Raw genomic sequence first — 26,123 nt, forward strand, 5'->3', positions numbered from 1 at the left:
AGAGACCGAGGTGACCGGCCCGATGGCGGACGAGGCCGGCCTGCTCGGACGCGCGGACGAACTGCGCCGGGTCACCGGTCTCCTCGCCGACCTGCCCGAGCGGGGCGCCGCCCTGATCCTGCGCGGCGACGCCGGGATCGGGAAGTCGGCCCTGCTGTCCCGGGCGACCGAGGTGGCCGGGAAGTCCGGTGTCCGGGTGCTGAGCACCACCGGCGTCGAGGCGGAGAGCCACCTCGACTTCGCCGGCCTGCACCAGCTGCTGTCCCCGGTCCTGGATCTCGTCGAGGAGCTGGCCGGACCGTTACGCACCGCGATCCTGACCGCTTTCGGTCTGGCCGCGGCCGCCCCGCCGGACCTGTTCCTGATCGCCCTGGCCTCACTGGGCCTGCTCGCCGAGGCCGCCGCCCGGCAGCCGGTACTGGTCGTGGTCGACGACGCGCACTGGCTCGACCCGGCCAGCGCGGCGGCGCTCACGTTCCTGGCCCGCCGGGTGGCCGCCGAGCCGATCGCGGTGCTCCTGGCGGCCCGTGACGCGGGCGACGTCCCGGTCGCCCCGGACGTCCCCGAGTTGCGCCTGACGGCCCTCGAACCGTGGGCCGCGCAGGCCCTGCTGCACGCCCGGGCGCCCGGTCTGCCGGCGCCGGCCCGCGCCGCGATCCTGGCGGCCGCGCAGGGCAACCCGCTCGCCCTGGTCGAACTGCCCGCGGTGGCCGGCGCGCTCGACCCGGCCGGCCCCTGGCTGCCCCTGACGGCCCGGCTGGAGCAGGCCTTCTCGGCCCGGCTCGACGATCTGCCGCCGACGGCGGTGAGCGTGCTGAGGGTCGCCGCCCTCAACGACGGCGACGTGCTGGCCGAGACGCTGGCCGCGGCCGGCCTGCTGGAACGCCGCCCGGCGGACCGTCCGACCGACCGCCTGGGGAACCACCCGGTCGACCCGGACGCCCTGCAGCCCGCGATTCAGGCCCGCCTGGTGACCGTCGACGGGACCCGGATCCGGTTCCGGCACCCGCTGATCCGGTCCGCGATCCACCACCGGATCAGCGGCGTACAACGCCTGGCCGTCCACAACGCCCTCGCCACGGTCCTCGCCGACCAGCCGGAACGACGGCTGTGGCACCGTGCCCGCGGCAGCGCCGGCCCCGACGAGCGGATCGCCCTCGACCTGCAGGCCGCCGCCGCACGTGCCCGGCAGCGGGGCGCCGTCGCGGGCGCCGTGCACACCCTGGAGATGGCGGCCCGGCTCAGCACCGACCCGGCCCGGCGCGTCGAGCGACTGCTGTCGGCCGCCGTCCTGGCCACCGAGATCGGTCGGCGTACCGAGGTGGACCGGCTGCTCGACCTGATCGGCCCGGCCGAGATCAGCACCGTCCAGCAGGCCCGGACCGCGTGGGTACGCGGCCGCTTCGACAACCACCTGGCCGGGAGCGTCGACGGCGCCTGGGGGCTGGTCTCGTACGCCCGCCAGGCCCTCGGCCAGGGTGAACCCGACCTGACCCTCGACCTGCTGCACGCCGTCGGTCTGGTGTGCGCGTGGTCGGAACCGGGCCCCGGGCTGCGGCGCTCGGCGGTGGAGACCGCCCGCCGGGTCCCGGTCGACGCCGGCGATCCCCGGCTGCTGCTGGTGCTGGCGTACCTCGACCCGGTGGAGTGCGCGGCCGAAGTGGCGGCCGCACTGACCACCCGGGCCATGTCCGCAGAAGGCGACGCGACAGCGGCCACGCCGGCCAGCCGGACCACCTCCGCGACCGGCGACACGACAGCGGCCACGCCGGCCACCCGGACCACCTCCGGAGCAGGCGACGCAACGGCGGCGTGGACGCTGGCCACCGCCGCGAACGCCGTCGGCGAGCACCGGCTGTGCCTGTCGTTCATCGCCCCCGCGCTGACCCGGCTGCGGGATCAGGGCCGGCTCGGGCTGCTGACCAGGGCGCTCGCGGTGCAGGGCCGGTCCGCGGCGAACCTGGCCGACCTCGGTGTCGCGGTGCCGGCCGCCGAGGAGACGATCCGGCTGGCCCGGGAGATCTCGGTGCCGCCGGTGGAGGCGCTCGGCTGGGCCGAGCACGCGCAGATCGCCGCGTTGCGGGGCCGGTTCGACGAGTTCGAGGAGAGCGCGGCGCAGGCCGAACTGCTGGCCACGCCGTTGCGGGCGGCGGCCGCGCTGGCCACCGTGCAGCACGCCCGGGGGCTCGCCGCGCTGGCCACCGGCCGGTACACCGACGCCGTCGGGCATCTGCTGCGGATCTTCGCGGACGCCGATCCGGCCGGCAACATGCTGCGCTGCTGGGACGCCGTCGGTGATCTCGCCGAGGCCGCCTTCCGCGGCGCCGAACAGGACCGGGTCCGCGACGCGATGGACCGGATGGAGGCCGTGTCCGAGCGGGTGCCGACCGCCGCGCTGCGGGTCGGTCTCGGTTACGCCCGGGCGCTGCTGGCCGCCGACGACGAGGTCGAGGACCGTCTGCGGGCGCTGCTCGCCACCGATCTCGGTGGCTGGCCTTTCGTGCGGGCCCGGGCCCAGTTGGTGTACGGGGAACGCCTGCGCCGCACCCGGCGGCGGGCCGAGTCCCGGCTGATGTTGCGGACCGCCCGGGACACCTTCGACGCGCTGGGGACGGTCCCGTGGGGTGAGCGGGCCCGCCAGGAGCTGCGGGCCGCCGGCGAATCCAGTGGAGTCCGGTCGCCTGCCGCGCTGGACCGGCTGACCCCGCAGGAACTGCAGATCGCCCAGTTGGCCGCGGTCGGGCTGACGAACCGGGAGATCGGTCAGCGGTTGTACGTCTCGCACCGCACCGTGAGCACCCACCTGCACCGGATCTTCCCGAAGCTGGGCGTGGTGTCCCGGGCCGGTCTCCAGGCGGCCCTCGACCGGCAGGACGCCGGCGTTCATCCCCGATAGAACGCCACGTCACGACGACGGGCAACCCCGGCGGAACACCGCGTTGACGAATCGTCCACATGCCGCGGCCACTCTGGGCTGGTGACGTCCGCGGATCCGGCAGCGGCGGCCGTCAACGGATCGCCAACAGTTCGTCCACACCCGGGCGAGGAGGATGAGCGCACCGTCCCCGCGCAGAAAGGCGCCAGCGTGCCGTACCCGTCCCGGACGTCGCCGCACCCCGGACCCGTCGAGGACCTCGGGGTGGCGCTGCGCATGGTGCTGCAGCGGTACCTCGCCGATGTCCGGGAGCTGTTCGGGTCGCTGCCCGGCGGCCGGCACGGTTACGAGATCCTGCGGGCGATGGCCGGCGACGACCACCGCACCCTCGCCGATCTGGGCCGCCGCATCGACGTGCACCCCGCCGTGCTGACCCACCGCATCGACGCGCTGGAGAAGTCCGGCCTGCTGCGCCGGGAGACCCGGCCGGGTGACCGGCGGGCCCGCAAACCGGTGCTGACGGCGCGCGGCCTCGACGTCGTGACCGGTCTTGATCACGAGATCCGGCGGGCGGAGTGCGATCTGCTGCAGCCGCTGGATCCGTCCGGGCGGGCCGCGTTCGTGGCGGCGCTCCGGACGATCGCCGACGCGAAGGACTGATTCTGATGCCGGCTCGTGCCCTGTGCCCGGCGGGTCCCGCGGCATCGTGCGGGACCCGCCGCCCACGGTCAGGCCGCGGGCGGGATGTTGTGGTTGATCCGGAACACGTTGGCCGGGTCGAACCGCTGCTTGATCTTCGTGAGGCGCTCGAAGGACTCCGGCGCGTACGCCAGGGCGACCGTCTGCGGATCGGTCTCGCCACCGAACATGAAGTTCAGGTAGCGGCGGCCGGTCGACCACGGCGCCAGCGCGTCGATCAGCTCCTGCTCGTACGCGTGCAGCGCGGCGGCGTCCGGCGGCCCGCCCGCCGCGACCAGGAAGACGTTGTAGAGCGTCTCGTCCCGGTTGCCGACCGCGTTCGGGACCGCCGGCGGGCGGCTGAGCGCGCCGCCCATGTGCCGGATCTCGGCCAGGACCAGCGGCGACGGCGCCCCCGGGCCGGCGAACCGCAGGATCGTGTCGACCGCCTCCGCCGGAAGCTCCCGCAGCAGCGCCCCGTGCTCGTACAGCGGAAGGGGATCGACCGGGTCGTTGTGCACCGAGGCGACCGCCGCGTAGGGCATCGGCCCGACCGTGTCGAGGATCGGCGTGCCCAGCTCCCGGAACGGCGCGACCATCAACGCCCCCTCGGACGGGCTGCCCAGGTAGGCGATGCGCAGGTGCGCCACGAGCCGGTCCCGCAGCGGCTCGGGCACGAACGGCGCCGCCGGGAGGTGCAGCAGGCCCACCGAGGCGGACATCTCCTCGGGGACGTCCCTGGTCCACTCGCGGAACAGGTGCAGCACGTCGCCGGCCAGTTCGCCGGGGAAGAAGATGCCGCCGCCGTAGAACGCCTGCATCGGGAAGAGCGTGAACTCGATCGCGACGACGACACCGAAGTTGCCCTTGCCGCCGCGCAGCGCCCAGAACAGGTCCGGTTCGCTGTCCGCGGTCACGTGCCGCAGCTCCCCGTCGGCGGTCACCACGTCCAGCGCGGTGACGTGGTCGGCGGCGTACCCGTGCTTGCGGCCGAACGGCCCGAGGCCGCCGCCGAGCGTGTAGCCGACCACGGTCACCGTCGGCGACGAGCCGTTCAGAGCGGCCAGGCCGGCCTTCTGGGCCTGTTCGATGAACTCGGCCCAGCGCACGCCGGCTTCGACCCGGGCGGTCCGGGTCTCCTCGTCGACGGTGAGACCGGCCAGACGCCGGGTGGTGATCAGCACCGCGCCGGCCGAGGAGACCGAGCTGCCGTGCCCGGCGCCGAGCACGGCGACCGGCAGACCGTGGGTGGTGGCGAACCGGACGGCCGCCTGGACGTCGGCCACGGTGGCGGCACCGACCACGACCGCCGGGGTGTGCACGACCGTGAGGTTGTAGGTGGCGAGTTCCGCCGGGTGGTCCGCGTCCCCGGCGACGAGGACGGGGCCGGTGACGGCGTCCCGCAGGGCGGCGACGGCCGCCGCGGACGGAATTTCGGGGGAGGCTGTTGCGCTCACGAGGAACGGCCCTTCTCGACAGTGGTGACGCCGGTGGTGCACCGGCCTCACCATTGGGCCGGTGGCGCGGTGGACGAAGAGTTGGTGAAACGTAGACGCGCAGATCACGCGCTCGACGGTTCGGTGAGCAGCGAAAGAGGGTTGACGTGATGACCGGGCACGAACTTCGGATCTCGGTACTCGGGCCGGTGCGTGCCTGGCGGGGCGGTGCCGAACTCGACCTGGGCACCCCGCAGCAGCGCGCGGTGCTGACCACCCTGGTGCTGCGGGAGGGCCGGCACGCCACCCGGGACGCCCTGATCGACGCGGTCTGGGGCGACGACCCGCCGCGGACCAGTGCGGTCACCGTCCGGACCTACATCTCCCGGTTGCGGCAGGCCCTCGGCGACGGCGTCATCGTCACCGGGGGCGGCGGCTACCTGCTGCGCCTGGAGTCCGCGACGCTCGACCTGGCGGACTTCGGCGCCGCGCTGGCACGGGCCCGCGCGGCGACCGCGGCCGGCGAGCACACCACCGCGGCACGGTCGCTGCGCGAGGCGGACGCACTGTGGCAGGGACCGGCGCTGGCCGACATCCCGGGCGCGTACGCCGACGCCCAGCGGACCCGGCTGGAACGGGAGCGCCAGGCCGCCCGGGAGGACCGGCTGCGGCTCGACGTCGACTCGCCGCTGGTCGGCGCGGCGGTGACCGAACTGAGTGAGCTGGTCGATCAGCACCCGCTCGACGAGGGCCTGCGCGGGCTGCTGATGCTCGGGTTGTACCGGACCGGCCGGCAGGCGGCCGCGATCGAGCAGTACCAGCGGATCGCCACGCTGCTCGCCGACGAGCTGGGGCTCGATCCGGGTTCCGGGCTGCGCCAGGTCTACAAGCGGATCCTGGACGGCGAGCCGGCCACCCCGCCGGTGCCCGCCCCGCCCGCCGCCCCGGCCCCGGTGCCGCCCGTCGCGACGGCGCCCGAGCAGCTCCCGATCGGGATCCGGGACTTCGTCGGCCGGGCGGACCTCGTCGACCGGCTGACCGCGCTGCTGCTCGCCGACGGGACCAGCACGCCGGTGGCAGGCCTGACCGGCCTCGGCGGGATGGGCAGCAGCACCCTGGCCGTCCACGTGGCCCGCCAGATCCGGCCGGCGTTCCCGGACGGGCAGGTGTACGCCGACCTGCGCGGCACAGCCGGCAACCCGGTGGAGGTCGGCACGGTGCTGGCCCGGTTCCTGCGCGCGTTCGGGGTCGCGGACGCGGCGATCCCCCGCCAGGTCGCCGAGCGGGCCGCCCTGTGGCGCAGCGTCTCGTGCGGGCGCCGGGTGCTGGTGCTGCTCGACCACGTGCAGAGTGCCGAGCAGGTCCGGCCGTTGCTGCCCGCCGACCGGGGCAGCGCCGTCATCCTGACCGGCAGCCGGCGCATCCCGGACCTGCCGGTGACCCGCTGGTTCCGGATGCCGGTGTTCGGCCCGGAGGAGTCGCTGGAGCTGTTCCGCCAGGTGACCGGCCGGGACCGGGTGGACGCGGAGACCGCGGCGGCGCTGCGGTTCGCGGAGGCCTGCTCGCACCTGCCGCTGGCGGTCCGGCTCGGCGCCGAACGGCTGGCGGACCGGCCGGACTGGCCGATCGCGGCGATCGGTGAGCGGCTGCGGGTGGAGATGCGCCAGCCGGTGGCGGTGCACGAGGACTGCATCCGGGTGGAGGCGCCGTTCGAGCGGGACCTGGCGGCGTTGCGCGCCGTCGACCCGCTCAGCGCGGTGGCGTTCGGCCTGGTCGCTCTCCCGGACGGCGACGAGGCCACCGTCGACGGGGCGGCCCGGCTGCTGGACCTGCCGGCGACCGAGGCGGAACGCATGCTGGAGGTGCTCGTCGACGCGCACCTGATCGAGCCGGCCGGCTATCAGCACTACCGCTACCTGAGCATCGTGCGCTGGTTCGCCCGGCGTAAGGCCATCGCCGCGCACACCCCCGAGTACCGCGACGCGGTGGTGGCCCGGCTCGGCGACCGGCACCAGGTGCCCGCGCGGCGCCCGGCCCTGCGCGCCGTGTGACGGCCCGGCCCTGCCCGCTGTGTGACGGCCCGGCCCGGCGCGCCGTGTGACGGCCCGGCAGGCGTGACGCCGGGCCGTCGTCAGCACCTGATCCGCGGCGGCGGTCCGGTACTCACCGGCCCGCGGGCGCCGGCCAGGCGGGGACGGACCAGGCCGGCGTCCCGGAGGAGACGGGCCGGGCCGTCGCCCACCGGGTGTGCCCCGCACCGCGGCAGGAACAGCAGCACTGCGGATGGGCCGGCCGCAGAACGGAACCGGCGGCCGGCGACCGTTCCGGGGCACCGTGCCGGCGCAGCACCGCGTCGCGGGCCGCGACCAGCTCCGGCCCCGGGCTGATGCCCAGATCCTCGGAGAGCCGTTCCCGGACCCTGCCGAACGCCTCCAGCGCGTCCGCCTGCCGGCCGGCGGCGGCCAGCAGCAGCACCAGCCGGGCCTGCAACGCCTCGTCGAGCAGTCCGCGCCGGGCGGCCTGCTCCAGTGCCGGCAGCACCTCGTCGGCGGCGTCCCCGGCGAGCGCGGCGTCGGCGGCACACCGGGCGGTGGCGAGGTATTCCCGGTCCAGGGCCACGCTGACCGCGTGCCGGGACCACTCCACGTCCATCCCGCCGCGCCACAGCAGCAGAGCCTCGGCCAACAGGCGGGCCGCCGCCCAGGGCTCCTCCTGCCGGGCCCGGTCGGCGAGCACGCGGAACCGCAGCAGGTCGAGGGTGCCGGCGTCCACGTCCATCCGGTATCCGCCGGCCGAGCGCACCAGCCACCGGCCGACATCACGGACCGCCAGGCCGGGTTCCAGGATCCGGCGCAGCGTGCCGATGTTGCGGTGCACGGAGTTGACGGCGCTGTCCGGTGGGCACTCGCCCCACATCGCGTCGACGATGTCCGCCAGGCTCACCGGCCGTCCCGCGTTCACCAGCAGCAGCGCCAGCAGGGCCCGCTGCTGGGGCGCGCCCAGGTCGATCTCCCGGCCGTCCCGCCACGCCTGCACCGGTCCCAGCACGCTGAACCACACCGGTCGTTCTGTCTTCATGGATCCACCCCTCACGATCACCGTCGACTCTGCGGCGTGCGATCGCGAGGGGCATCCGTACGGTGACTACGTCACGGACACGCGGGTGTCCACCGGCGACTTAATCCGCGCCCTCACAGGGTGGTGATCAGGCCGCCGTCGATGACGACGTCGGTGCCGGTGACGTTCATGGCGCGGCCACCGGCCAGCAGCAGGACCAGGTCGGCGACCTCGTCCGGCCGGGTGAAACGACCGGAGACGGTGCCGCTGACCGCACCCTTGACGATCTCCTCCGGCGAGGCGTCCCGGGCGCCGCCGACCGTCTCGGCCATGCCACCGGACCCCAGCCACAGGTCCGTCTCGACCGGCCCGGGGCTGATCGTGTTGACCCGTACCCCGCGCGGCCCGACCTCCTTCGACAGCGCCTTGGAGAAGTTGGCCAGGGCCGCCTTCGCGGCGCTGTAGTCGATCACCAGAGGGTCGGGCAGCGCCGCGTTCACCGAGCCGATCGTGACGATCGCGCCACCCTGCTGCAACAGCAACGGCAGGGCCGCGCGCGTCACCCGTACCGCGGAAAGGAAGTTGATGGTCAACGCGCCGAGCCAGTCCTCGTCGGTGACCGACAGGAACCCGCCGACCCGGGGACGCACCCCGCCGACGTTGTTGACCAGGATGTCCAGCCGGCCGCCGAGCAGAGCGGCGCCCTGCTCGACGGCGGTGACCGCACCCTCGGCGGTGCCGAGATCGGCGGTGACCGGGTGGACGGACCCGGACCCGGCGAGGGCGGTGAGCTCGGCGGAGGCCGAACGGGACACCGCCACCACCGTCACCCCCTCGCCGGCCAGGGCCCGGACGATGGCCAGCCCGATACCGCGGCTGGCGCCGGTGACCAGGGCGGTCTTACCGGAGAGAAGCGGATCCACGACGACTCCTTCTGATCGGTCCGGTCTCAGCGCAGAAAGTCGAGGAGGCGCTCGGTCATCTCCTCCGGGTGCTCCTCGTAGATCCAGTGACCGGATCCGGTGATCAGCGCGGGGGTGACGTCGGTGGCGTACTCCGCCGCCTGCTTGCCGACCACGTCCTTGAGGCTGTGGTCGGCACCGATCGCCAGGACCGGCATCCGCAGCTTGCGCTTCTGGTTGATCTTGTTGTCGGCGATGTCCCGGGGGAAGGCCCGGAACCACTCGAAACTGGCCCGCAGGTGCGCGTCGTCCTTGAGGTAACCGGCGAAGACCCGCACGTCGGTGGCGTCCACGCCGTCCTCGACCACCTCGAGGTGGTCGGTGAAGCCCTGCACCCACTGCTCCTCGCGCCCGTTCACGGTCTGCTCGGGCAGGCCGTTGGTGAGCAGGAAGAACCCGAACTGCCACGGGCCGGGGCCGTCGGCGGTCAGGGCCGGGAACGAGTAGAGGCTCTCGTCCGGGATCGGTGCCTCGCTGAGCACCAGCTTCTTCACCTCGGTCGGGTGCGCCGCGGCGTACGCGTAGGCGACCATCGTGCCGATGTCGTGGCCGACCAGCCGGACGTCCCGGTTGAGGCCGAGCCGGGTGAGCAGGCCGTGGATGTCGGCGGCCATCGTCTTCTTGTCGTAACCGCCGGCCGGGGCGTCACTCTTGCCGGCGCCGCGCAGGTCGGGGGCGATGACGGTGTAGTGGCGGGACAGCGCCGGCAGGATGTCGTGCCACTCGTACCAGGTCTCCGGGTAGCCGTGCAGCAGCACCAGCACCGGGCCCCGGCCGCCGCGCACGTAGTTGATGCCGACGTCGCCGACCCGGACCTTCTGCTCGGTGAAACCGGCCGGCACCCGGTCGGCGGCGACGTCCCGGCTCTGCGCGGCGCTGCCGCTCGAACCGATCGCGAGGGCGACGGCGGCGACGAGCAGCGCGGCCAGCCCCCTGGCGGTGAGATTCACAGGCCCTGCTCCTTCAGCCAGGCGAGGGTCCGCTCGGCGACCTCACGCCAGCCGGCGTCGATGGTCAGCGAGTGGGCCCGGTCCGGGAAATCGACGATGTCGGTGACCGCGTGCGAGTGCCGGTACTGCTTGAGGGTGGCCCGCACGACCGTCTCCGGGACGGTGTGGTCCTTGCCGCCGGCGATCAGCAGCAGCGGACCCCGCGACTCGTTCGCGGTGTCGACCTTGGCCGGCGAGTGCGGGTTGAAGTTGGCGGCCGCTGCCTCGAAGAGCGGCTTGCCGGGGGCCGGGATCGACCACCGGTCGTACAGCTCCTGGGACTCCTGCTCGCTGATCGCGTTGCCGAAGGCGTACCGGAACTGCTCGGCGGTCAGCGACACGCTGCGGTTCTTGTTCGCCGGGTTGCCCAGCACCGGCAGGCCCGAGCGCAGGGCGGACAGCGGCAGCGGCAGTACGCCCTTGATCTGCGCGGCGTCGATGCCCACCGCGGCGACGCCGAGGTCCAGTCCGAGCAGTTTCTGGGCGATCATGCCGCCGAACGAGTGGCCGATCAGGATCGGCTTCTCGGCGAGCCCGCCGATGATCTGGGCGTAGTGCTCGACGACGTCGTCGATGCCGTGCCCGGCCAGCGCCTCCGGGTGGGACCGGGTCTGCGCGACGGTCTCGGCGTCACCGGGCCAGCCGGGTGCGATCGTCTGGTAGCCGCGTTCGGTGAACAGGTCGGCCCAGGGCTGCCAGGAGCTGGCATGCAGCCATAGGCCGTGGATGAAGATGACGGGTGTGGGCACTGTGGGTTCCTTCCCTCTGTCCGCGGCCGCCGTCGCGTCGCGGCGGCGGCCGACCGGGCTCAGGCTAGGAAGACCCCTGTGGGCAAAGAGTGGGTGAGCTGTGTGGACGCCGGGGCGGCTCGGCGTGGCGGCGCAGCGTCCGCAGCGCGTAGTGGGCCCGGGACTTGACCGTGCCCTCCGGGATGCCGAGCGCGTCCGCGGTCTCCCGGGTCTCGGACCCGCGACATCGGCTGAGCGCCGCTCCCATGCGTGACTTCGTCCCCGGCCGGGCAGTACCAACCGTGATCATCGAACGGAACCTCGACGACGACGGCCCGGACACCGCCGCACCGCGCCGGACCCGTCCGTGGCTGCGGCACACCATGGTCACCGCGATCGTCGTCCTGTTCGCCGTCGAGCTCGTGCTCGGCTGGCCGTCGCTGGTCTCCGCGATGTCGCAGCTCCGCGCCCCGCACGCCGGCTGGCTCGCCGCGGCGCTCGCCGCCGAACTGATCGCCATGGGCGCCTACGCCCGCATGCAGCAGTCCCTGCTGCTCTCCGCCGGCCTGCGGGTTCCGGTGCACCGCAACCTCGCTCTCGCGTACGCCGCGCACTCCCTCAACGAGACGCTGCCCGGCGGTCCCGCGTTCTCCGCCAAGTTCAACTACCAGCAGCTGCGCCGGTTCGGGGCCACACCGGCGGTCGCCTCCTGGTGCATCGCGCTGTCCGGCATCCTGTCCACCACCGCCCTCGCCGTCGTCACCGCGGCCGGGGCGGTGGCCTCCGACGGCGACCCACAGTGGTTCAGCATCGCCGGCCTGGTCGCCGTCATCGCGCTGATAATGATCGGCATCCGGCAGGTCACCCGTCGCCCCGAGATCGTCGACGCCCCCGCCGGGGCGGTGCTGGCCCGGGTCAACCGGCTGCGCGGCCGGCCCGCCGGGCAGGGCCTCGACCACGTCCGCGCCTTCGTCGGCCAGCTCGGCTCGGCCCGCCTGACCGCCGGGCGCGGCGCCATGGCCGCCGTCTTCGCGGTGCTGAACTGGGGCCTGGACGCCGCGTGCCTGTGGATGTGCCTGCACGCCGTCACCGACCAGCCGGTCAGCGCCACGCAGGTGCTGCTCGCCTTCTGCGCCGGCATGGCGGCCGGCACCGTCACCCTGGTCCCCGGCGGCCTCGGCATCATCGACAACGCCCTGATCCTGGGCCTGGTGGCCGGCGGCACCAGCATGGCGACCGCGATCGCCGCCGTCGTGCTCTACCGCATCATCAGTTTCGGTTTCATCATCGGCGCCGGCTGGATCACCTGGCTCGTCATGCGCCGCCGCCAGCGCGACTCCTGAGATCAGGAGCGGTTCGTCCAGAGGGCGTCGAGCGGCACGACCGTGGTGCCGTCCTGGCCCGCCTGCGGAACCGTCTCATATCGCGTCGAACCGGCCAGGACGAACCGTCCCGGGCTGAGGTCGCGATTGAGCCCTGCCTTGATGACGTCCAGAAGCTCGGGGACATGCTGGTATTCATCGATCAGAACCGGGCCCGGGCCACTGGCGAAGCGCCCGGGATCGGCCCGGACCGCCGCTCTCGTCGCCGGATCGTCACAGTCGATGACCGGCTGCTGCGACCGGTCTGCCAGCTCGTGAAGCAGGGTGCTCTTGCCCACCGTCCGAGGACCGTTGAGAACGATCGCGGGCTCCTCCGCCAACCTCCTGCTCAAAACCCCTGTGAGCTGCCGTTGAGCGATGCCGGAAAGAGCCCCATCCATGCCGGAGAGGCCATCATTTTTCCGCATCTGCAGGGTTTACTTCCGCGATTGCAGACTTTATTCTCCGCAACATGTAGGGGAGATCTTCGATGCCCTACACGCCGGCCGGGAACTCCTGGAGGCCGATCACGTTCAGCAGGTCGAGGCGTTCGCGGGCGGCGGCGTCGGCCGGGGTGAGCACCAGCAGCAGCTGCCGCTGATCCGGCGTGACCAGGGTTTCGCAGTTCATCTGCACCGGCCCCACCCGCGGGTGGACGAACGTCTTGCGGTCGGCCCGGCGGACGCCGACCTCGTGCTCGGCCCACAACGTGCGAAACCCCTCGCTCTCGACGGTCAGCGCCGCGATCAGGCGTACCAGAGTGGGGTCGTCGTGCCGCCGCCCGGCGACCGCCCGCAGGTCCGACACGATCGCGCGGGCCAGGTGCGCGCGCTCCTCGGGCGGGTGGTTCTCGGGCACCCGCGGGTCGGTGAACCAGCGGTACACGTGGAAGCGCCGGGCACCCGTGTACGCCGTCTGCTCCCCCACCAGCAGCAGCGCCGCCCGGTTCTGCGCCAGGGTCTCCCCCAGGTCGGACACCACCAGCGCGGGCGTGCCGACGAGCAGGTCGAGCATGCGCAGCAGGCCGGCGCGGGCCAGCCGGGCAGTGCCGTCGGCGGGCACCGGCTGGTGACCGGCCAGGTGGAACAGGTGGTCACGTTCGTCGTCGGAGAGCCGCAGCGCACGGCTCAGCGCCGCCAGCATCTGCGTGGACGGCTGGCTGCTGCGGCCCTGCTCGAGGCGTACCACATAGTCGGACGACATGCCGGCGAGCATCGCCACCTCTTCACGGCGCAGCCCGGCCGTACGCCGGCGGGGCCCTTCGGCCAGGCCCACCTCGGCCGGCCTGATCGCCTCCCGGCGGCGGCGCAGAAAGTCGGCCAGCTCGTCACTCTGCATGCATCCCACTGTGCCTCCCGACCGGACGGCTTTCCAGGGAGCGGCACTCCTACGATAAGCGCTCCTCTCCCGCATCCCCGGCGACCGGCACAGGGTGGGATCCATGCGGAAACGAAACCTGGGCACCACCGGTCCTGTCGTCTCAGCGCTCGGCCTGGGCGCGATGGGCATGTCGCACGGCGTCTACGGCGCCTCCGAACGCGAGGAGAGCATCGCCACGGTGCACGCGGCGCTGGACGCCGGCGTCACACTGATCGACACCGGCGACTTCTACGGCATGGGCCACAACGAACTGCTGCTCGCCGAGGCGCTGCGCGGCCGGCCCCGGGACAGCTACGTGCTGAGCGTGAAGTTCGGCGCGCTGCGCGGCCCCGACGACTCGTGGGGTGGCAACGACGGGCGTCCCGCGGCGGTCAGGAACTTCCTGGCGTACTCGCTGAACCGGCTCGGCACCGACTACATCGACATCTACCGTCCCGCGCGCCTCGACCCGTCGGTCCCGATCGAGGACACGGTCGGCGCGATCAAGGAGATGATCGACGCCGGTTTCGTCCGGCACGTCGGGCTCTCCGAGGTCGACGCGGCGACCATCCGCCGGGCCAACGCCGTGCACCCGGTGTCCGACCTGCAGATCGAGTACTCGCTGATCTCCCGCGCGGTCGAGCAGGACATCCTGCCCACGCTGCGCGAACTGGGGATCGGGCTGACCGCGTACGGTGTCCTCAGCCGTGGTTTGATCTCCGGCCACTGGAACGCGGCCGGCAGCGGCCGGGAGGGCGACTTCCGCGGGATGACCCCGCGGTTCTCGGCCGAGAACGTCGACCACAACCTGTCCCTGGTCGAGGCCCTGCGCCGGGTCGCCGACGCCAAGGGCGCCACGGTGGCCCAGCTGGCCATCGCGTGGGTGGCCGCCCAGGGCGCCGACGTCGTCCCGCTGGTGGGTGCCCGCACCCGCGAGCGGCTGTCCGAGGCGCTGCCGGCCCTGGACCTGACGCTGACCGCCGACGACCTGGCCGAGATCGAGAAGGCCGTTCCCGCGGGCGCGGCCCGGGGCGACCGCTACCCCACCGCGATGATGGGTTCCCTCGGCGCGGGCAACTAGCACCGCGGGTAGCGTGACGGCGTGGGTGGGGAGATTCGGTTCGGCGTTCTCGGGCCGGTCACCGCCGAGGACGCGCACGGGCCGCTCGACGTGAAGGGGCCGATGCACCGCGCGGTGCTGGGCCGCCTGATCGTGGCCCGCGGCCGGATCGTGCCGGTGACCGTTCTCGTCGACGACCTGTGGGTGTCGCCGCCGGACGGGGCGGTGGCCGCGGTCCGCACCTTCGTCGCGGCGCTGCGCCGCGCGCTCGAACCCGGAAGACCCGCCAGGGCGCCGGCCACGTTGCTGGTCACCCAGGCTTCGGGGTACGCGCTGAGAGCCGCCCCCGACTCGGTGGACGCCTGGCGGTTCGAGCACGCCGTGGGACGGGCCGCCACGGCACCGGACGTCACCGCGCTGGCGGTGCTCGACGAGGCGCTCTCCTGGTGGCGCGGTCCCGCGTACGCCGACTTCCTGGAAACGGCCTGGCCGGTCGCGGACCGGTCCCGTCTCGCCGAGCTCAGGTCGCAGGCGGTCGAACGTCGCGCGGAGGCGTGTCTCGGGGTGGGCCGGGCCGCCGAGGCGGTGCCGGACCTGGACGAGCATGTCACCGCGCATCCGTGGCGGGAGTCGGGGTGGCGGCTGCTGGCGCTGGCCCTGTACCGCTCGGGGCGGCAGGGTGACGCGCTGGCCGTGCTGCGACGGGCGCGGGAGTTGCTCGACGGTCAGCTCGGGGTGGAACCGGGACCGGCGCTGCGCCGGCTGGAGACCGACATCCTGCGCCAGGAAGCGCGGCTGGAGGATCCGGCGGCGGCGGTGTGGAGCCGGGCGTCGGCGGCGCTGGAGGCCGGGGGTTCCCGGGTGCGGCTGGAGTCGGCGGTCGGGCTGCTGCGCAACCTCGCCGTCACCGGCCCGGACGGCCTCGAGGTGGCCCGGGAGCAGCGGGCGGCGGCGGTCGCCGCGGCCGAGGAGCTCGGCGACCCGGAGCTGACCGCCCGGGTGATCGGCGCCTACGACGTGCCCGCGATCTGGACCCGTTCCGACGATCCCGCCCAGGCCGCGGGTATCGTCGCCGCCGCGGAGCGGGCTCTCGCCGCCCTGCCCGGCACCGGTCACCTGCCGGCCCGGGCCCGGCTGCTCGCCACCATCGGCGTCGAGTCCCGGGGCTCTCACGACGCCCGGCCCCGTGACTGTGCCCGGCAGGCCGAGGCCATCGCCCGGGAACTGGACGACCCGGCGCTGCTCGGGTTCGCCCTCAACGCCGTCTTCATGCAGAGCTGCCATCGCACCGGCGGGTCGGCCGGGCGTGACGCGATCGGCGCCGAGCTGGTCGGTCTGGCCACCCGGCACGGCATGGCCGGCCTGGAACTGCTCGGGCACCTGATCCGGTTGCAGGCGAGCTGCGCGGTCGTCGACTTCGACGCCGCCGACCAGCACGCGCACGCCGCCGACACCCTCGCCGACCGGCACGACCGTCCCCTCGCCCGCGTCTTCACCCAGTGGTACCGGGCGCTGCGGGCCGACGTCGCCGAGCAGGTGCCGGTGGAGCGGGCGGAGGAGCTCTACCGTGCGGCGGCGGCCCGCCTGGCGACCGCGGGAATGCCCGGCATGCACGACGGTCTCCTGCCGCTGGCCCTGCTCGGCCTCCGGATGCGGCGGGACCTGCCGCCGGCCGGATCGCAGTGGGGTCCGTTCGAGCCGTGGGTCCGTCCCCTGCTCGACCCGGGTGGGGCCGTGCTCGCCGAGGTGCCCGGCCCGCCCGCGGATCTGCTGGCCGAGGCGATGTGGGCGCTGCTCGGCCGGGCCGCGATCACCGCCGGTGACCGGCCGGCGATGTCGCGCGCCCGGCGGGCCCTGGCCCCGGCGGCCGCCGAGTGGGCCGGGGCGGCCAGCGGCCTGCTGAGCCTGGGACCGGTCGCCGGTCACCTGGCCGCGCTGGACGCCGCCCTGCTCGCCGGCCGCGACACACCGTGACCCTGCTCAGAGGTCGTGCAGCACCCGGACGCGTTCGGTCTTGTGGCGTTCGCCGGCCTCGTCGCCGATGAGCAGAACGTCGAAGGCGTGCGGCAGCCCGGGGTGGACGTGCAGTTCGGTGGAGACGCCGGCGGCCCACAACCGGCGGGCGTAGTCGACGTCCTCGTCGCGGAAGATGTCCAGTTCACCGACTTCGATGTAGGCGGGTGCGAGATCGGCGAAGTCGGTGTTGCGGGCCGGGGCGGCGATCGCGGGTACGGCGTCGGTGCCGTGGATGTCGCCGAGGACCGCGCGCCAGGCGGTGAAGTTGAAGTCGTACGAGAAGATCGTCGGCTCGGCGGTGAGGTGCCGGTTCGGGATCAGGTTGCGGTCGTCGAGCATCGGATAGATCAGGATCTGCCGGGCGATCGGTATGCCGGCGTTGCGGGCGAGGATCGCGGTGGCCGCGGCGACGCCGCCGCCGGCGCTGTCACCCATCACCGCGATCCGGGCCGGGTCGATGCCGAGGTCACCGGCGTTCGCCCGCGCCCAGCGCAGCCCGGCGAAGGCGTCGCCGGCCGGGACGCCGACGGCCGCGCCCGGGGCGAGGCGGTAGTCGACCGCGAGGAACGGGACCCCGGTCCACGCGACATACGTGCGCACGAGCGGCTCGTACAGATCGGCGCTGCCGGCGATCATGCCGCCGCCGTGCAGGTGGACGACCGCGGAACCGGGTGTGGTTCCGTCGCGGGTGTACCAGCGCAGCCGGAGCGGGGTCCCGTCCTCGGCGGTGGTCCGGTAGGTCCGGGCGGTGACGCCGGGGGTGGGCGGCAGTGCGCTCATCTGGGCCAGGCCGTGGTCGAGGACGGCACGCAGTCCGGCGGGGTCTCCGCGCCGGAGGCCGGCGAATCCCGGTGATCCGGACGGTCCGGCGCCCGCGGCGATGAGGGTGCTGATCCGGGGGTGCAGGTGAAACGGCATTTCTCTTCCTGACGGGACGGGAAAGGCCCCGGACGACGGCCCGGGGCCTTTCGCAGCGGAGGGTCAGCTCTGGTTCTGGGTCTGTCCGGCGGCCAGGGCCGGGCCGAGCAGCATGCCGCCGTCCGCGACGAACTCCGAGCCGGTGACGAAGGACGCCTCGTCGGAGCTGAGGAACAGGAGCAGACGGGTGATGTCCTGCGGTTCGGCGAGCCGCTTGATGGCGAAGGCGTCGGGCGAGTAGTAGTCGCTGACCGGCTGCGCGCCGGGGTGCAGGGGTTCGGTGATCAGCGGGGTGTTCACGACGCCGGGGTGGATGGAGTTGACCCGGATGTCGTCGCGGCCGAGTTCCATGGCGGCCGAGCGGGTCAGCCCGCGGAGCGCCCACTTGCTGGAGACGTAGGCGGCGATGAGTGCCGTGCCGACGTTCGCCGAGGTCGAGGCGATATTGATGATCACGCCGCCGCCGGCCCGGCGCAGGGACGGGACGGCCGCCCGGATACCCAGGTACGGTCCGGTGAGGTTGACGTCCACGACGTGGCGGAAGTTCTCCGGATCGCTCTGCTCGATCGGCGCGGACCGGCTGAGGATGCCGGCGTTGTTGACCAGCACCGAGATCGGCCCGAACCGGTTCTCGGTCTCGGTGACGGCGTTCTGCCAGTCGGCGGCGGAGGTGACGTCCAGGTGGACGTAGTGGGCCCGGTCGCCGGCCTCGGCGACGAGCGCGCGGCCGCGGTCGTCACGGATGTCGCCGATCACGACGTTCGCACCCTCGGCGAGGTAGCCGCGCAGATGCGAGGCGCCCATGCCGCCGGCGCCGCCGGTGATCAGGATGGTCTTTCCGAGGAAGCGTTGCATGGTGGTTCCTTTCACGCTGATGCCGTGGGGCGGGCCGGGCGGCTCATGCCGGCCCGCCGGGGAAGGTCACTTCGACGAGGCGGCTCGTGCGGAGCCAGTCGGCGAGGTGCGTGGGCTGGGCGATGGTGCCCGGGTTGCTCGGCTGGTTGAGGTCGTCGACCACCGCGGTGAAGACCGTCAGCCGTTCCTGCGGGTCGGTGACCGGGCGGGCGTGGGCGCGCAGGTCGGCCCGCACACCGTTCTTGAGGTGGAAGACGAACTCGGGGTGGGCCCGCAGGTTGGCGTACCAGCTCGGCGGGGACAGGAGCCCGCTGTTGAGGTAGTAACGGCCGTGTACGCGGTAGAAGAAGATCTCGATCCGTCGCGGGCGGCCGGTGCGGCGTCCGGTGGTGGTGATGTCGATGATGCGGGCGCGGGTGGGTGACGCGGGGGTCAGCGCCAGCGCCGCGCGGATGGCCTGGTCCGTCGGCATGGGTGCCCCGGGTCAGGCGGCCGGCAGGGCGGGGCCGAGCAGCAGGCCGCCGTCCAGGACGAGTTCGGTGCCGGTGGTGAAGGACGCCTCGGCGGAGGTGAGGTAGAGCAGGGCCGCGGTCACGTCGGCCGGTTGTCCCAGGCGGGGGATCGCGAACGGCGCCGGGTCGTAGAAGTCCGCGATCGGCTGTCCGCCGGGCTCGGCCGGTTCGTGGATCAGCTTGGTCGAGATGACGCCGGGGTGGATGGCGTTGACCCGGATGCCGTCGCGGCCCAGTTCGAGGGCGGCGCTGCGGGTCAGGCCGCGGAGCGCCCATTTGCTCGCGACGTAGGACGCGTAGAGGGCGGTGCCGCCGTACGCCATCGTCGAGCCGATGGTGACGATGGAGCCGCCGCCGGCCCGGCGCAGTGCCGGGGTGACGGCCCGGATGCCGAGGAACTGGCCGGTCACGTTGACCGCGAACGTCCGTTCCCAGACCGCCGGGTCGGTCGCCTCGACGGGTGTGGCCGCGTTCTGCACACCGGCGTTGTTGACCAGGATCGTCAGCTTTCCGAACGTCTGCTCGGCGGCGCTGACCGCTGCGGTCCAGTCCTGCTCGGCGGTGACGTCGAGGCGGACCGCGAGGGCCCGGTCGCCGAGTTCCGCGGCGAGTGCGGTGGCCCGGCTCAGTCCGCGGGCGGAACTGCCGATCACGACGTTCGCGCCTTCGGCGTGGTAGGCGCGGACGTGACTCTCGCCGAGGCCGCCGGTGCCACCGGTGATCAGGACGGTGTGTGAGGTGAAGCGTGTCATGGCGGCCTTCCGATGAAATCCGAATGGTGAGCTAACCGGCTCACCTCGCCATTTGAAGCTACCGCCGCACACGGTGGCGAGTCAAGTGACTCACCTCGCCTTCCGGCATACTGGGGCCATGAGCACCGAACCCTCGGCGTACCACCAGCGGGTGGCGCAGCAGAAACGCGCCGTCATCCTCGAAGCCGCGACCAGCCTCTTTCTCGCCTCCGGCTACGACGGCACCTCCCTGGCGAAGATCGCGGAGGGGGCCGGGGTGTCCAAGGCCACGCTCTTCAAGCAGTTCCCGACGAAGGCGGCCCTCTTCGACGCGATCGTCACCGAGTCCTGGCAGGTCGAGGAGGACGACAGCCCGGAACCGCCGCCCGGCGACCTGACCGCCGGACTGACCGCGATCGGTCACCGCTACGTCGAGCTGCTCACCCGCCCCGGCATGACCGCGCTGTTCCGCATCGTCATCGCCGAGCTGCCCCGCTTCCCCGAACTGGGCGAGGCCCAGTTCAGCCGGGGCAAGATGCCCTACTTCGAGACCGTCAGCCGGTACCTGGCCGCCGTGCACGCCGCCGGTGCCGCGAAGGTCGAGGACACCGAACTGGCCGCCACCCAGTTCCTCGGCATGATCTCCAACTTCGTCTTCTGGCCCGGCCTGCTGCTCCCGCACTGGGCGCCGGACCGGGCCGCGATCGACCGGGCCGTGGACGAGGCCGTGCACACCATGGCCGCCCGGTACCAGGTCTGACCTGAGCATCCGATGGCATTCCGAATGAGCACCGCCGCGTGGTCGTCTTCGCCATCATGTCCACGCATCCTGACGGCGCCATCGACCTCGACACCGCGACCCCGCCCCCACCCCCGCCATCCCGGCGGCGAGGGCGGATCGTGGCGGCAGCGGCGGCCGGCGCGCTGATCCTCAGCTTGATGACCGCCACCAAGGTGGCCGGTCGCGGTGCGACGCCGCCGGACGCGGCCGCCGCCCTGCGCGCCGCCGCCGAGGCCGCGGAACGGTCCGCGCCGGACCACGGCGAGGCACGGCTCGTCACGATCCGGCAGTTCGAGCTCGACGTCTTCCCCAGCGAGGACGGCGGAACCGGTGTGGACCGCCACGACTTCCTGGTGCGGGAGCGGATCCCCGCGGACCCGGAGGAACCGTGGCACCGGCGCACCCGCGAACTCGCCCCGGACGAGGGATGGGCACCGGACCGGGGCGCGGACACCGGTGTGGTGATCAACGACTGGCAGGGTGTCTGCGGCGACTACTTCCCGACGCCGGGTCAGGACCCCTGCACCCGGCCCGGCCTGTGGCAGGACCCCACGCCGGTCTTCCTCGCCGGGCTGCCGGAGGAACCCGCGGCGCTCGTCGCCCGGCTGCACGCGGACGTGGTCGCCGACGGCGCCGAGCTCGACGCGGCCGGCCTCGAGCAGGAGTCGCTGCTGTACGCGGCCGCCGCCCTGGAGAGCGGGATCGCCGCCCGCAGCCGCGCCGACATCTACCGGGCCCTCGCCACCCTGCCGGGGCTGAGCATGGACCCACAGCCGGTCGTGCTGCGCGACGGCCGCAACGGCACAGCGGTCACCCTGGACGCCCGGGGCGACCGGGTGGAGATCGCCGTCGACACGGGCAGCGGCGAATTCCTGGGCTGGCGCCGGTTCCTGATCGCACCCCGGGACGGACTGCCGGCCGGGACGGTGACGGCGGTGACGATCGTCCGGGTCACGACGCCCCGGCGGGGTCGACGCCGTACATCTCCTGCTTCCAGAGGATGTCGGCGAGCGCGGAGAGGCCACGGCCCAGATGCCGGCGATAGGTGCTGAACGGCAGGCCCAGACGTTCGGCGGCGGCCTCCTGCGTGGGTACGCCGATGAGGTACGTCGCCCGGACCGCGCGGGAGAACTTGTGGTGACGCGGGTCGCCGGCGAGGACACCCAGCGCTCCCTCGACGTTCTCCTTGATCACCGCCACCGGCCGGCCCCGGAGCAGCGGGCTGTCGGCGAGCAGGTCGGGCCGGCGCCAGTGCCGCAGCACGTCGCGGAGTGCGGTGTCGAACTCGAGCCGCGTCGGGCGTGCCACGAGCTGTTCCCGGCCGGCGTCGTCGACCGTACGGCGCGACAGCATCCGGTCGTCGGTCCAGGAGTGCCAGTCGTCGGATGTCCGGACCCGCCAGTCGGCCGCGTACACGGTCAGGTCCCGGCCGCCGATGGTCAGCGCGGCGATCTCGGTGCCCGAGCCGTGCGCGGTGAACGCCTCGGCCCAGAAACCGGACGTGGGCGCCACGATGAAGTGCCAGGCGAGGTTGCGTGCCCGGATCATCTCGGCCGCGCACCGGATCTGCATGAGGTCCATCGACGCCGAGGGGCGCCAGGGCTGCCGGGCGTCGACGGCGAACCGCATCACGGCGAAGTGCTCGCCGGGCCGCAGCGGCGTGGTGTGCTGGACATGGCGCCAGGCCGCCGCGACGGCCGGGTCCGCGGACAGTTCCGCCGCGGTCGGTGTGGTCAGCCGCGGCCTGATGAGGAAGGCCGTGGGCGACTCGTCCCCGGCCGCCCGGTAGACCGTGACCGCGTCGGGCCGGTGGTCCAGCCAGAAGGCGGCGACGGCGGCGGACCCGGAACCCTCCGTCGCGCGGGCGATGGCCAGCACCGCCTCCCGGTCCGACGCGCGATAAGGGTGTTCGCGCAGGTCGTGACCGCGGTCGAAGACGAAGGACCGGGACATCAGCAGACGCTGGGTGAAGGTCACGTCCCGGATCGCGGCGAGAAGACGGTCGTCGGACGCGGTCCGGGCACGGTGCAGCAGGTGTGCCTTCACCGCCGCGTGGGTGGCCCGGTACGTGTCGGGGTCGCGCCAGCGCAGCTCGTCGCCGAGCGCCCGCCGGACCACCTCGGCGGGGTACAGGCCGTCGTCGCCGCTGTGGATGAACGGCCGGTCGCAGAGCCAGTCGAACAGCGCCGTCGCGTCGGCGTCCGGGATCGCCGCGCGCAGCAGTTCCTCCGTGGTGTCGTAGGCGTGGGCGCAGACGTCGAGGGCGCGGCGGTGCGCGGCCGAGGGGATGTCACCGACGACACGGGCCAGGACGGCCCGGGTCAGATCACGGCCGGCCGGCATCCGGGCGGCCAGGTTGAGGGCGAACGGGTTGCCACAGCCGAGATCCGCCACCGCCGTACGCCGCTCGCCGGTCAGCCCGTGCATGTCCAGCAGGGACTCGACCTCGGCCGGGGCCAGGGGGGCGAGGGCGACGGCGTGGAAGATCCGGGACCAGCCGGGATCGGAGAGCCAGTCGGCATCCGGCGGACGACGGCCCGCCACGACCACGACGGCGCCGGCCGGGAGCCGGGGAAGGTGGGTGTCCCGCAGCCGGCGCCACACGCTGTCCCCTCGGTCGGTCGCGTCGACCGCGTCGACCGCGTCGATCAGCAATACCGGACCGGTGGCGTCCGACGCGGCGGCGACGGCGACGGGAACGTCCTCCGGATTATCGAGGAGTGTCACCGGCCGCCCGGCGGCGCGGGCGACGGAGGCGTACCGGTGCAGAAGGGCGGTCTTGCCGATGCCGCCGGGGCCATGCACGTGAAGGACCGCCGGAAGGGCCGGATCGCGGGTCAGCACGGTCCGGAACAGCCGCATCTCGGCCGCCCGCCCGGCGAAACTCTCCGCCCGGACCGTCTGGACGTGCTCAGCGAACGTGGTCATCGGGTGGCGCCGGGGGCGAGAAGGGCCGCGGTCAGCGTGCCGGTGAGCCAGCTCTCCGAGTCGTCGAGGGGCCAGCCGAGATCGTCGGTGCGGATGAAGTACGCCGCGTTGCACAGGTACAGCCACAGGATGTCGGTCGCCCGCTTCTCGTCCACCCCGTCGCCCAGCGCGCCCATCGCGGCCAGTCGTGCGGCCACCAGCGCGAAGCCGCCACGCATGCTGTCGTGGGCGATGACCTGGCTCTCCCGCACGCCGGCCTCGCGGGGGGCTGCGGCGGCGACCTGCCGCATCAGCCCGGACCACTGCTCGAAGGTGATCCGGGTGGCGTGGACGATGAACCGGACCAGCTCGCCCGGATCGGTGACGGCCTGGATCCGGCTGACGATCGCCGTGACGTCGGCGGCGGTGGCGCCGTCCTCGATCAGGGTCCGGAGCAGCCCGTTCTTGCCACCCCCGACGGCGTAGACGGTGGCGGGCGCGACCCGGGCGGCGGCGGCGATCTCCTCGACGCGGGTCTCGAAGTATCCGTTGCGCACGAACAGGTCGCGGGCGGCGTCCAGGATCGCCTGCCGGGTGAGCTGCGCGTATTCCGCTCGTCGTCCTCGAGGTGTCATCAGTTGATCATAGCTGCTAGTTTTCGTCAGAGTCAGCTCTATCCAATGAAGGAGAGTCTCGTGCGTGCAGTGTGGTTGAGAGATTTCGGAGCACCGGACACGCTGCGGATCGAGGACACCCCCGATCCGGTGGCCGAGCCGGGCCAGGTGCTGGTGGCGGTGGACTTCGCCGGGATCACCTGGATCGAGACGATGTTCCGGGCCACCGGCTTCGGGCCGTTCCCGAAACCCCCGATGATCCCGGGCAACGGCGTGGCCGGCACGGTGGTCGCCGCCGGATCCAGCGCCGAACGGCACCTGGTCGGCCGGCGGGTGGTGACCGGCACCGGCGGCGCCGGCGGCTATGCCGAGCGGGTGGCCGTCGACGCCCGGCACGTGATCGAGGTGCCGGACGGAGTCGCGACCGACGACGCCGCCGCCCTGCTCGCCGACGGCCGGACCGCACTCATGATCATGGAAGCGGCCGGGATCCGGACCGGCGAACGGGTCCTGGTCGAAGCGGCCGCCGGCGGCGTCGGTTCCCTGCTCGTACAGCTGGCTCATGCCGCCGGCGCCGAGGTCGTGGCCGCGGCCGGATCGGCCGTCAAGCGGGAGGCGACCCTGGAGTTGGGCGCGGACATCGCGGTCGACTACCGCGAACCCGACTGGCCGCAGACGGTCCGGTCGAGCGGCGGCGGCATCGACGTGGTCCTCGACGGCGTCGGCGGCGCTGTCGCCGAGAGCGCCTTCACCCTGCTCGGCACCGGCGGCCGCATGATCAGCTTCGGGTTCAGCGCGGCCGCCGGCTGGCCGGAGATCACCGACGAGGTCGCCGCCGAACGTGGCATCCGGGTCCAGCGCGGCGTCTTCGGACCGCCCGAGGAACAGACCCGGCGCACGACCGAGGCGCTCGCCCTGACCGCAGCGGGCCGGCTACGCCCGCTCATCGGCCGGCGGTTCCCGCTCGACCAGGCGGCCGCGGCACACACCGCGATGGAGAACCGCGCAGTCGTCGGCAAAACCCTCCTGGCTCTCTGAAAGCGACGTCATGCGCATCCTGTTCTCCAGCGTCCCCGCCCACGGCCACCTGCTGCCGCTGTTGCCCCTCGCCCGGGCCGCCGCCCGCGCCGGGCACCAGGTCGCCCTGCTCACCCACCCCGGCATGCACAGCGCCGCCCCGGACCTGGACCTGCTGCCCGCCGGCCCGGACATGGCCACCACCCTCGCCGACGTCACCCACCGGACCACGCTGGACGCCCTGCAGGACATGGCCCGCGGCGCGACCGAGTTCTTCGTCGCGTCACGGCTGAACCTGGGAGCCGAGCAGGCCCTCGCCGCGGCCGAACAGTTCCGTCCCGACCTCGTCGTCGCCGACATGGTCGACTTCCTCGGCCGACTCGTCGCCGCCGCACGCGGCATCCCGTTCGCCGTGCACGGGTCGGCCCTGCCCCTGGCCGCCCCGCTCGCCACCGCCTTCGAACAGGCGATCAACGACCACTTCCCGGGGTACGGGGTGAAGCCCACGCCGCCGGTCGCCTATCTCGACCCGTGGCCGGACAGCCTGCTGCGTCCCACCGACAGGTTCCCGGTCACCCGGATCCCGATCCGGCCGGAACCGCACAGCGTTCCCGGCGACTCGTGGCACCCACCGGCGTTCCGCGGCCGCGGCGAACGGCCCGTGGTCCTCGTGACCATGGGAACGGTGGTCGAGGACCGCGACGCCGTCGAGTTCGTCGTCAGTTCGCTGACACCGCTCGACGTCGACATCCTGGTCGCGCCGTACAGCGGATACGGGCTCGAGGAACGGGACCTGCCCGATCCCCAGGTACACAGCGCGGGATTCGTACCCATGAAGGATCTCCTCGCGGTGAGCGACCTCGTGGTCACGACCGCGGGCGCCGGCACCGTGCTGTCCACCCTGAGCGCGGGGCTGCCGATGGTGCTGCTCCCTATGGGCCTGGACAAACCCGTCAACGCCGAACGGGTGGCGGCACGCGGCGCCGGTCTCGTCGTCTCGCGGCCCGGTGCGGCCGGTGCCGCGGTGGAACAGATCCTGGCCGGATCGGCCCCGGCGGCGGCCGCCGCGGTGGCCGCCGAGATCGCCGGCATGGACTCCCCCGACGTCGTCCTCACCACGCTCCTGCGCCGGCTGACGTCGTGAGACCCGGCACGGCGGCGGACCGGTCCGCCGCCGTGCCGCCCGTGGCCGCGTTCCGCCCGGTTCCCGCGACGTTCTCCGCGTACCGGGACCCGCGACCGGTTCACTCATCGGATGCTCATCGGG

Annotated in this window: 24 protein-coding genes; 10 read left to right on the forward strand and 14 right to left on the reverse strand. The window is 73.5% G+C overall.

The features are described 5' to 3' along the window. The first annotated feature begins 22 nt into the window (after window positions 1-22). Window positions 23-2,896, forward strand: coding sequence for a helix-turn-helix transcriptional regulator (locus QSK32_RS13145; RefSeq protein ID WP_285472034.1), 2,874 nt, complete (start codon window positions 23-25; stop codon window positions 2,894-2,896). An 81-nt stretch (window positions 2,897-2,977) separates the two neighbouring features. Further along, on the forward strand, window positions 2,978-3,535 hold the full coding sequence (locus QSK32_RS13150) for a MarR family winged helix-turn-helix transcriptional regulator (protein WP_285472035.1): 558 nt from the start codon (window positions 2,978-2,980) through the stop codon (window positions 3,533-3,535). Window positions 3,536-3,603: 68 nt separating this feature from the next. Here QSK32_RS13150 and QSK32_RS13155 read toward each other — a convergent pair whose 3' ends face one another. Then, window positions 3,604-5,010, reverse strand: a complete 1,407-nt coding sequence (locus tag QSK32_RS13155; protein WP_285472036.1) for an FAD-binding oxidoreductase — start codon at window positions 5,008-5,010, stop codon at window positions 3,604-3,606. A gap of 149 nt (window positions 5,011-5,159) precedes the next feature. Between QSK32_RS13155 and QSK32_RS13160 the strand changes: the two genes are divergently transcribed. Next, a complete protein-coding gene (locus QSK32_RS13160; protein ID WP_052720078.1) occupies window positions 5,160-7,040 on the forward strand; it encodes an AfsR/SARP family transcriptional regulator in 1,881 nt (626 codons plus the stop codon). A 112-nt stretch (window positions 7,041-7,152) separates the two neighbouring features. On the opposite strand, the gene QSK32_RS13165 is transcribed toward QSK32_RS13160, so the two are convergent. From QSK32_RS13165 to QSK32_RS45500, 5 genes are all read right to left on the reverse strand, one after another. Continuing rightward, window positions 7,153-8,067, reverse strand: coding sequence for an AfsR/SARP family transcriptional regulator (locus tag QSK32_RS13165; RefSeq protein ID WP_285472037.1), 915 nt, complete (start codon window positions 8,065-8,067; stop codon window positions 7,153-7,155). A gap of 113 nt (window positions 8,068-8,180) precedes the next feature. Next, the gene (locus QSK32_RS13170) at window positions 8,181-8,969 is read right to left on the reverse strand and encodes an SDR family oxidoreductase (RefSeq protein WP_285472038.1); all 789 of its coding nucleotides are present in this window, start codon (window positions 8,967-8,969) and stop codon (window positions 8,181-8,183) included. 26 nt (window positions 8,970-8,995) lie between these two features. Continuing rightward, the gene (locus QSK32_RS13175) at window positions 8,996-9,958 is read right to left on the reverse strand and encodes an alpha/beta fold hydrolase (protein WP_052720076.1); all 963 of its coding nucleotides are present in this window, start codon (window positions 9,956-9,958) and stop codon (window positions 8,996-8,998) included. Next, window positions 9,955-10,746, reverse strand: a complete 792-nt coding sequence (locus QSK32_RS13180) for an alpha/beta hydrolase (protein ID WP_045739818.1) — start codon at window positions 10,744-10,746, stop codon at window positions 9,955-9,957. The genes QSK32_RS13175 and QSK32_RS13180 overlap by 4 nt, the downstream gene beginning before the upstream one ends. Window positions 10,747-10,810: 64 nt before the next feature. Beyond that, the gene (locus QSK32_RS45500) at window positions 10,811-11,110 is read right to left on the reverse strand and encodes a sigma factor-like helix-turn-helix DNA-binding protein (RefSeq protein WP_353050969.1); all 300 of its coding nucleotides are present in this window, start codon (window positions 11,108-11,110) and stop codon (window positions 10,811-10,813) included. Between QSK32_RS45500 and QSK32_RS13190 the strand changes: the two genes are divergently transcribed. Continuing rightward, entirely contained in the window at window positions 11,028-12,068 is a 1,041-nt protein-coding gene (locus QSK32_RS13190; RefSeq protein ID WP_285472040.1) for a lysylphosphatidylglycerol synthase transmembrane domain-containing protein, read from the forward strand. The two genes, QSK32_RS45500 and QSK32_RS13190, sit on opposite strands and share 83 nt — an antisense overlap. A 2-nt stretch (window positions 12,069-12,070) precedes the next feature. Here QSK32_RS13190 and QSK32_RS13195 read toward each other — a convergent pair whose 3' ends face one another. Both QSK32_RS13195 and QSK32_RS13200 read right to left on the reverse strand, forming a co-directional pair. After that, window positions 12,071-12,514, reverse strand: coding sequence for an AAA family ATPase (locus QSK32_RS13195; protein ID WP_285472041.1), 444 nt, complete (start codon window positions 12,512-12,514; stop codon window positions 12,071-12,073). A 67-nt stretch (window positions 12,515-12,581) separates the two neighbouring features. Further along, complete coding sequence (locus QSK32_RS13200) at window positions 12,582-13,424, reverse strand: helix-turn-helix transcriptional regulator (RefSeq protein WP_285472042.1); 843 nt, start codon at window positions 13,422-13,424, stop codon at window positions 12,582-12,584. Window positions 13,425-13,527: 103 nt separating this feature from the next. Between QSK32_RS13200 and QSK32_RS13205 the strand changes: the two genes are divergently transcribed. Further along, window positions 13,528-14,526, forward strand: a complete 999-nt coding sequence (locus QSK32_RS13205; RefSeq protein ID WP_045739815.1) for an aldo/keto reductase — start codon at window positions 13,528-13,530, stop codon at window positions 14,524-14,526. Window positions 14,527-14,547: 21 nt separating this feature from the next. Beyond that, window positions 14,548-16,479: an AfsR/SARP family transcriptional regulator gene (locus QSK32_RS13210; RefSeq protein WP_045739814.1), complete on the forward strand. Its 1,932-nt coding sequence runs from the start codon at window positions 14,548-14,550 to the stop codon at window positions 16,477-16,479. 6 nt (window positions 16,480-16,485) lie between these two features. Here the strand turns inward: QSK32_RS13210 and QSK32_RS13215 are convergent, their stop codons facing one another. The 4 genes from QSK32_RS13215 to QSK32_RS13230 all read right to left on the reverse strand — a co-directional run bounded on the left by QSK32_RS13215 (window position 16,486) and on the right by QSK32_RS13230 (window position 19,558). Beyond that, on the reverse strand, window positions 16,486-17,439 hold the full coding sequence (locus QSK32_RS13215; protein ID WP_285472043.1) for an alpha/beta hydrolase: 954 nt from the start codon (window positions 17,437-17,439) through the stop codon (window positions 16,486-16,488). A gap of 63 nt (window positions 17,440-17,502) precedes the next feature. Then, complete coding sequence (locus QSK32_RS13220; protein ID WP_045739812.1) at window positions 17,503-18,294, reverse strand: glucose 1-dehydrogenase; 792 nt, start codon at window positions 18,292-18,294, stop codon at window positions 17,503-17,505. 43 nt (window positions 18,295-18,337) lie between these two features. Further along, on the reverse strand, window positions 18,338-18,766 hold the full coding sequence (locus tag QSK32_RS13225; RefSeq protein ID WP_285472044.1) for a nitroreductase/quinone reductase family protein: 429 nt from the start codon (window positions 18,764-18,766) through the stop codon (window positions 18,338-18,340). Window positions 18,767-18,778: 12 nt separating this feature from the next. Next, window positions 18,779-19,558 carry an SDR family NAD(P)-dependent oxidoreductase gene (locus QSK32_RS13230; RefSeq protein ID WP_285472045.1) on the reverse strand — a complete coding sequence of 260 codons (780 nt, stop codon included), beginning with the start codon at window positions 19,556-19,558 and terminating at the stop codon, window positions 18,779-18,781. Window positions 19,559-19,676: 118 nt separating this feature from the next. Between QSK32_RS13230 and QSK32_RS13235 the strand changes: the two genes are divergently transcribed. Next, window positions 19,677-20,297, forward strand: coding sequence for a TetR/AcrR family transcriptional regulator (locus QSK32_RS13235; protein ID WP_045739809.1), 621 nt, complete (start codon window positions 19,677-19,679; stop codon window positions 20,295-20,297). Window positions 20,298-20,353: 56 nt separating this feature from the next. Further along, window positions 20,354-21,370, forward strand: a complete 1,017-nt coding sequence (locus tag QSK32_RS13240; RefSeq protein WP_285472046.1) for a hypothetical protein — start codon at window positions 20,354-20,356, stop codon at window positions 21,368-21,370. Here the strand turns inward: QSK32_RS13240 and QSK32_RS13245 are convergent. Beyond that, window positions 21,270-23,246, reverse strand: coding sequence for a P-loop NTPase family protein (locus QSK32_RS13245; protein WP_285472047.1), 1,977 nt, complete (start codon window positions 23,244-23,246; stop codon window positions 21,270-21,272). The genes QSK32_RS13240 and QSK32_RS13245 overlap by 101 nt on opposite strands. Further along, complete coding sequence (locus QSK32_RS13250; protein WP_045739806.1) at window positions 23,243-23,860, reverse strand: TetR/AcrR family transcriptional regulator; 618 nt, start codon at window positions 23,858-23,860, stop codon at window positions 23,243-23,245. The genes QSK32_RS13245 and QSK32_RS13250 overlap by 4 nt, the downstream gene beginning before the upstream one ends. A gap of 60 nt (window positions 23,861-23,920) precedes the next feature. On the opposite strand from QSK32_RS13250, the gene QSK32_RS13255 reads away from it, so the two are divergent. Next, window positions 23,921-24,877 (forward strand): zinc-binding dehydrogenase, encoded by a 957-nt coding sequence (locus tag QSK32_RS13255; protein ID WP_045739953.1) that lies wholly within the window; start codon window positions 23,921-23,923, stop codon window positions 24,875-24,877. A 10-nt stretch (window positions 24,878-24,887) separates the two neighbouring features. Further along, window positions 24,888-26,000 carry a glycosyltransferase gene (locus QSK32_RS13260; protein ID WP_285472048.1) on the forward strand — a complete coding sequence of 371 codons (1,113 nt, stop codon included), beginning with the start codon at window positions 24,888-24,890 and terminating at the stop codon, window positions 25,998-26,000. The last annotated feature ends 123 nt before the right edge of the window (window positions 26,001-26,123 follow it).

The sequence above is a fragment of the Actinoplanes sp. NBRC 101535 genome (assembly GCF_030269225.1).
Classification (GTDB): domain Bacteria; phylum Actinomycetota; class Actinomycetes; order Mycobacteriales; family Micromonosporaceae; genus Actinoplanes; species Actinoplanes rectilineatus.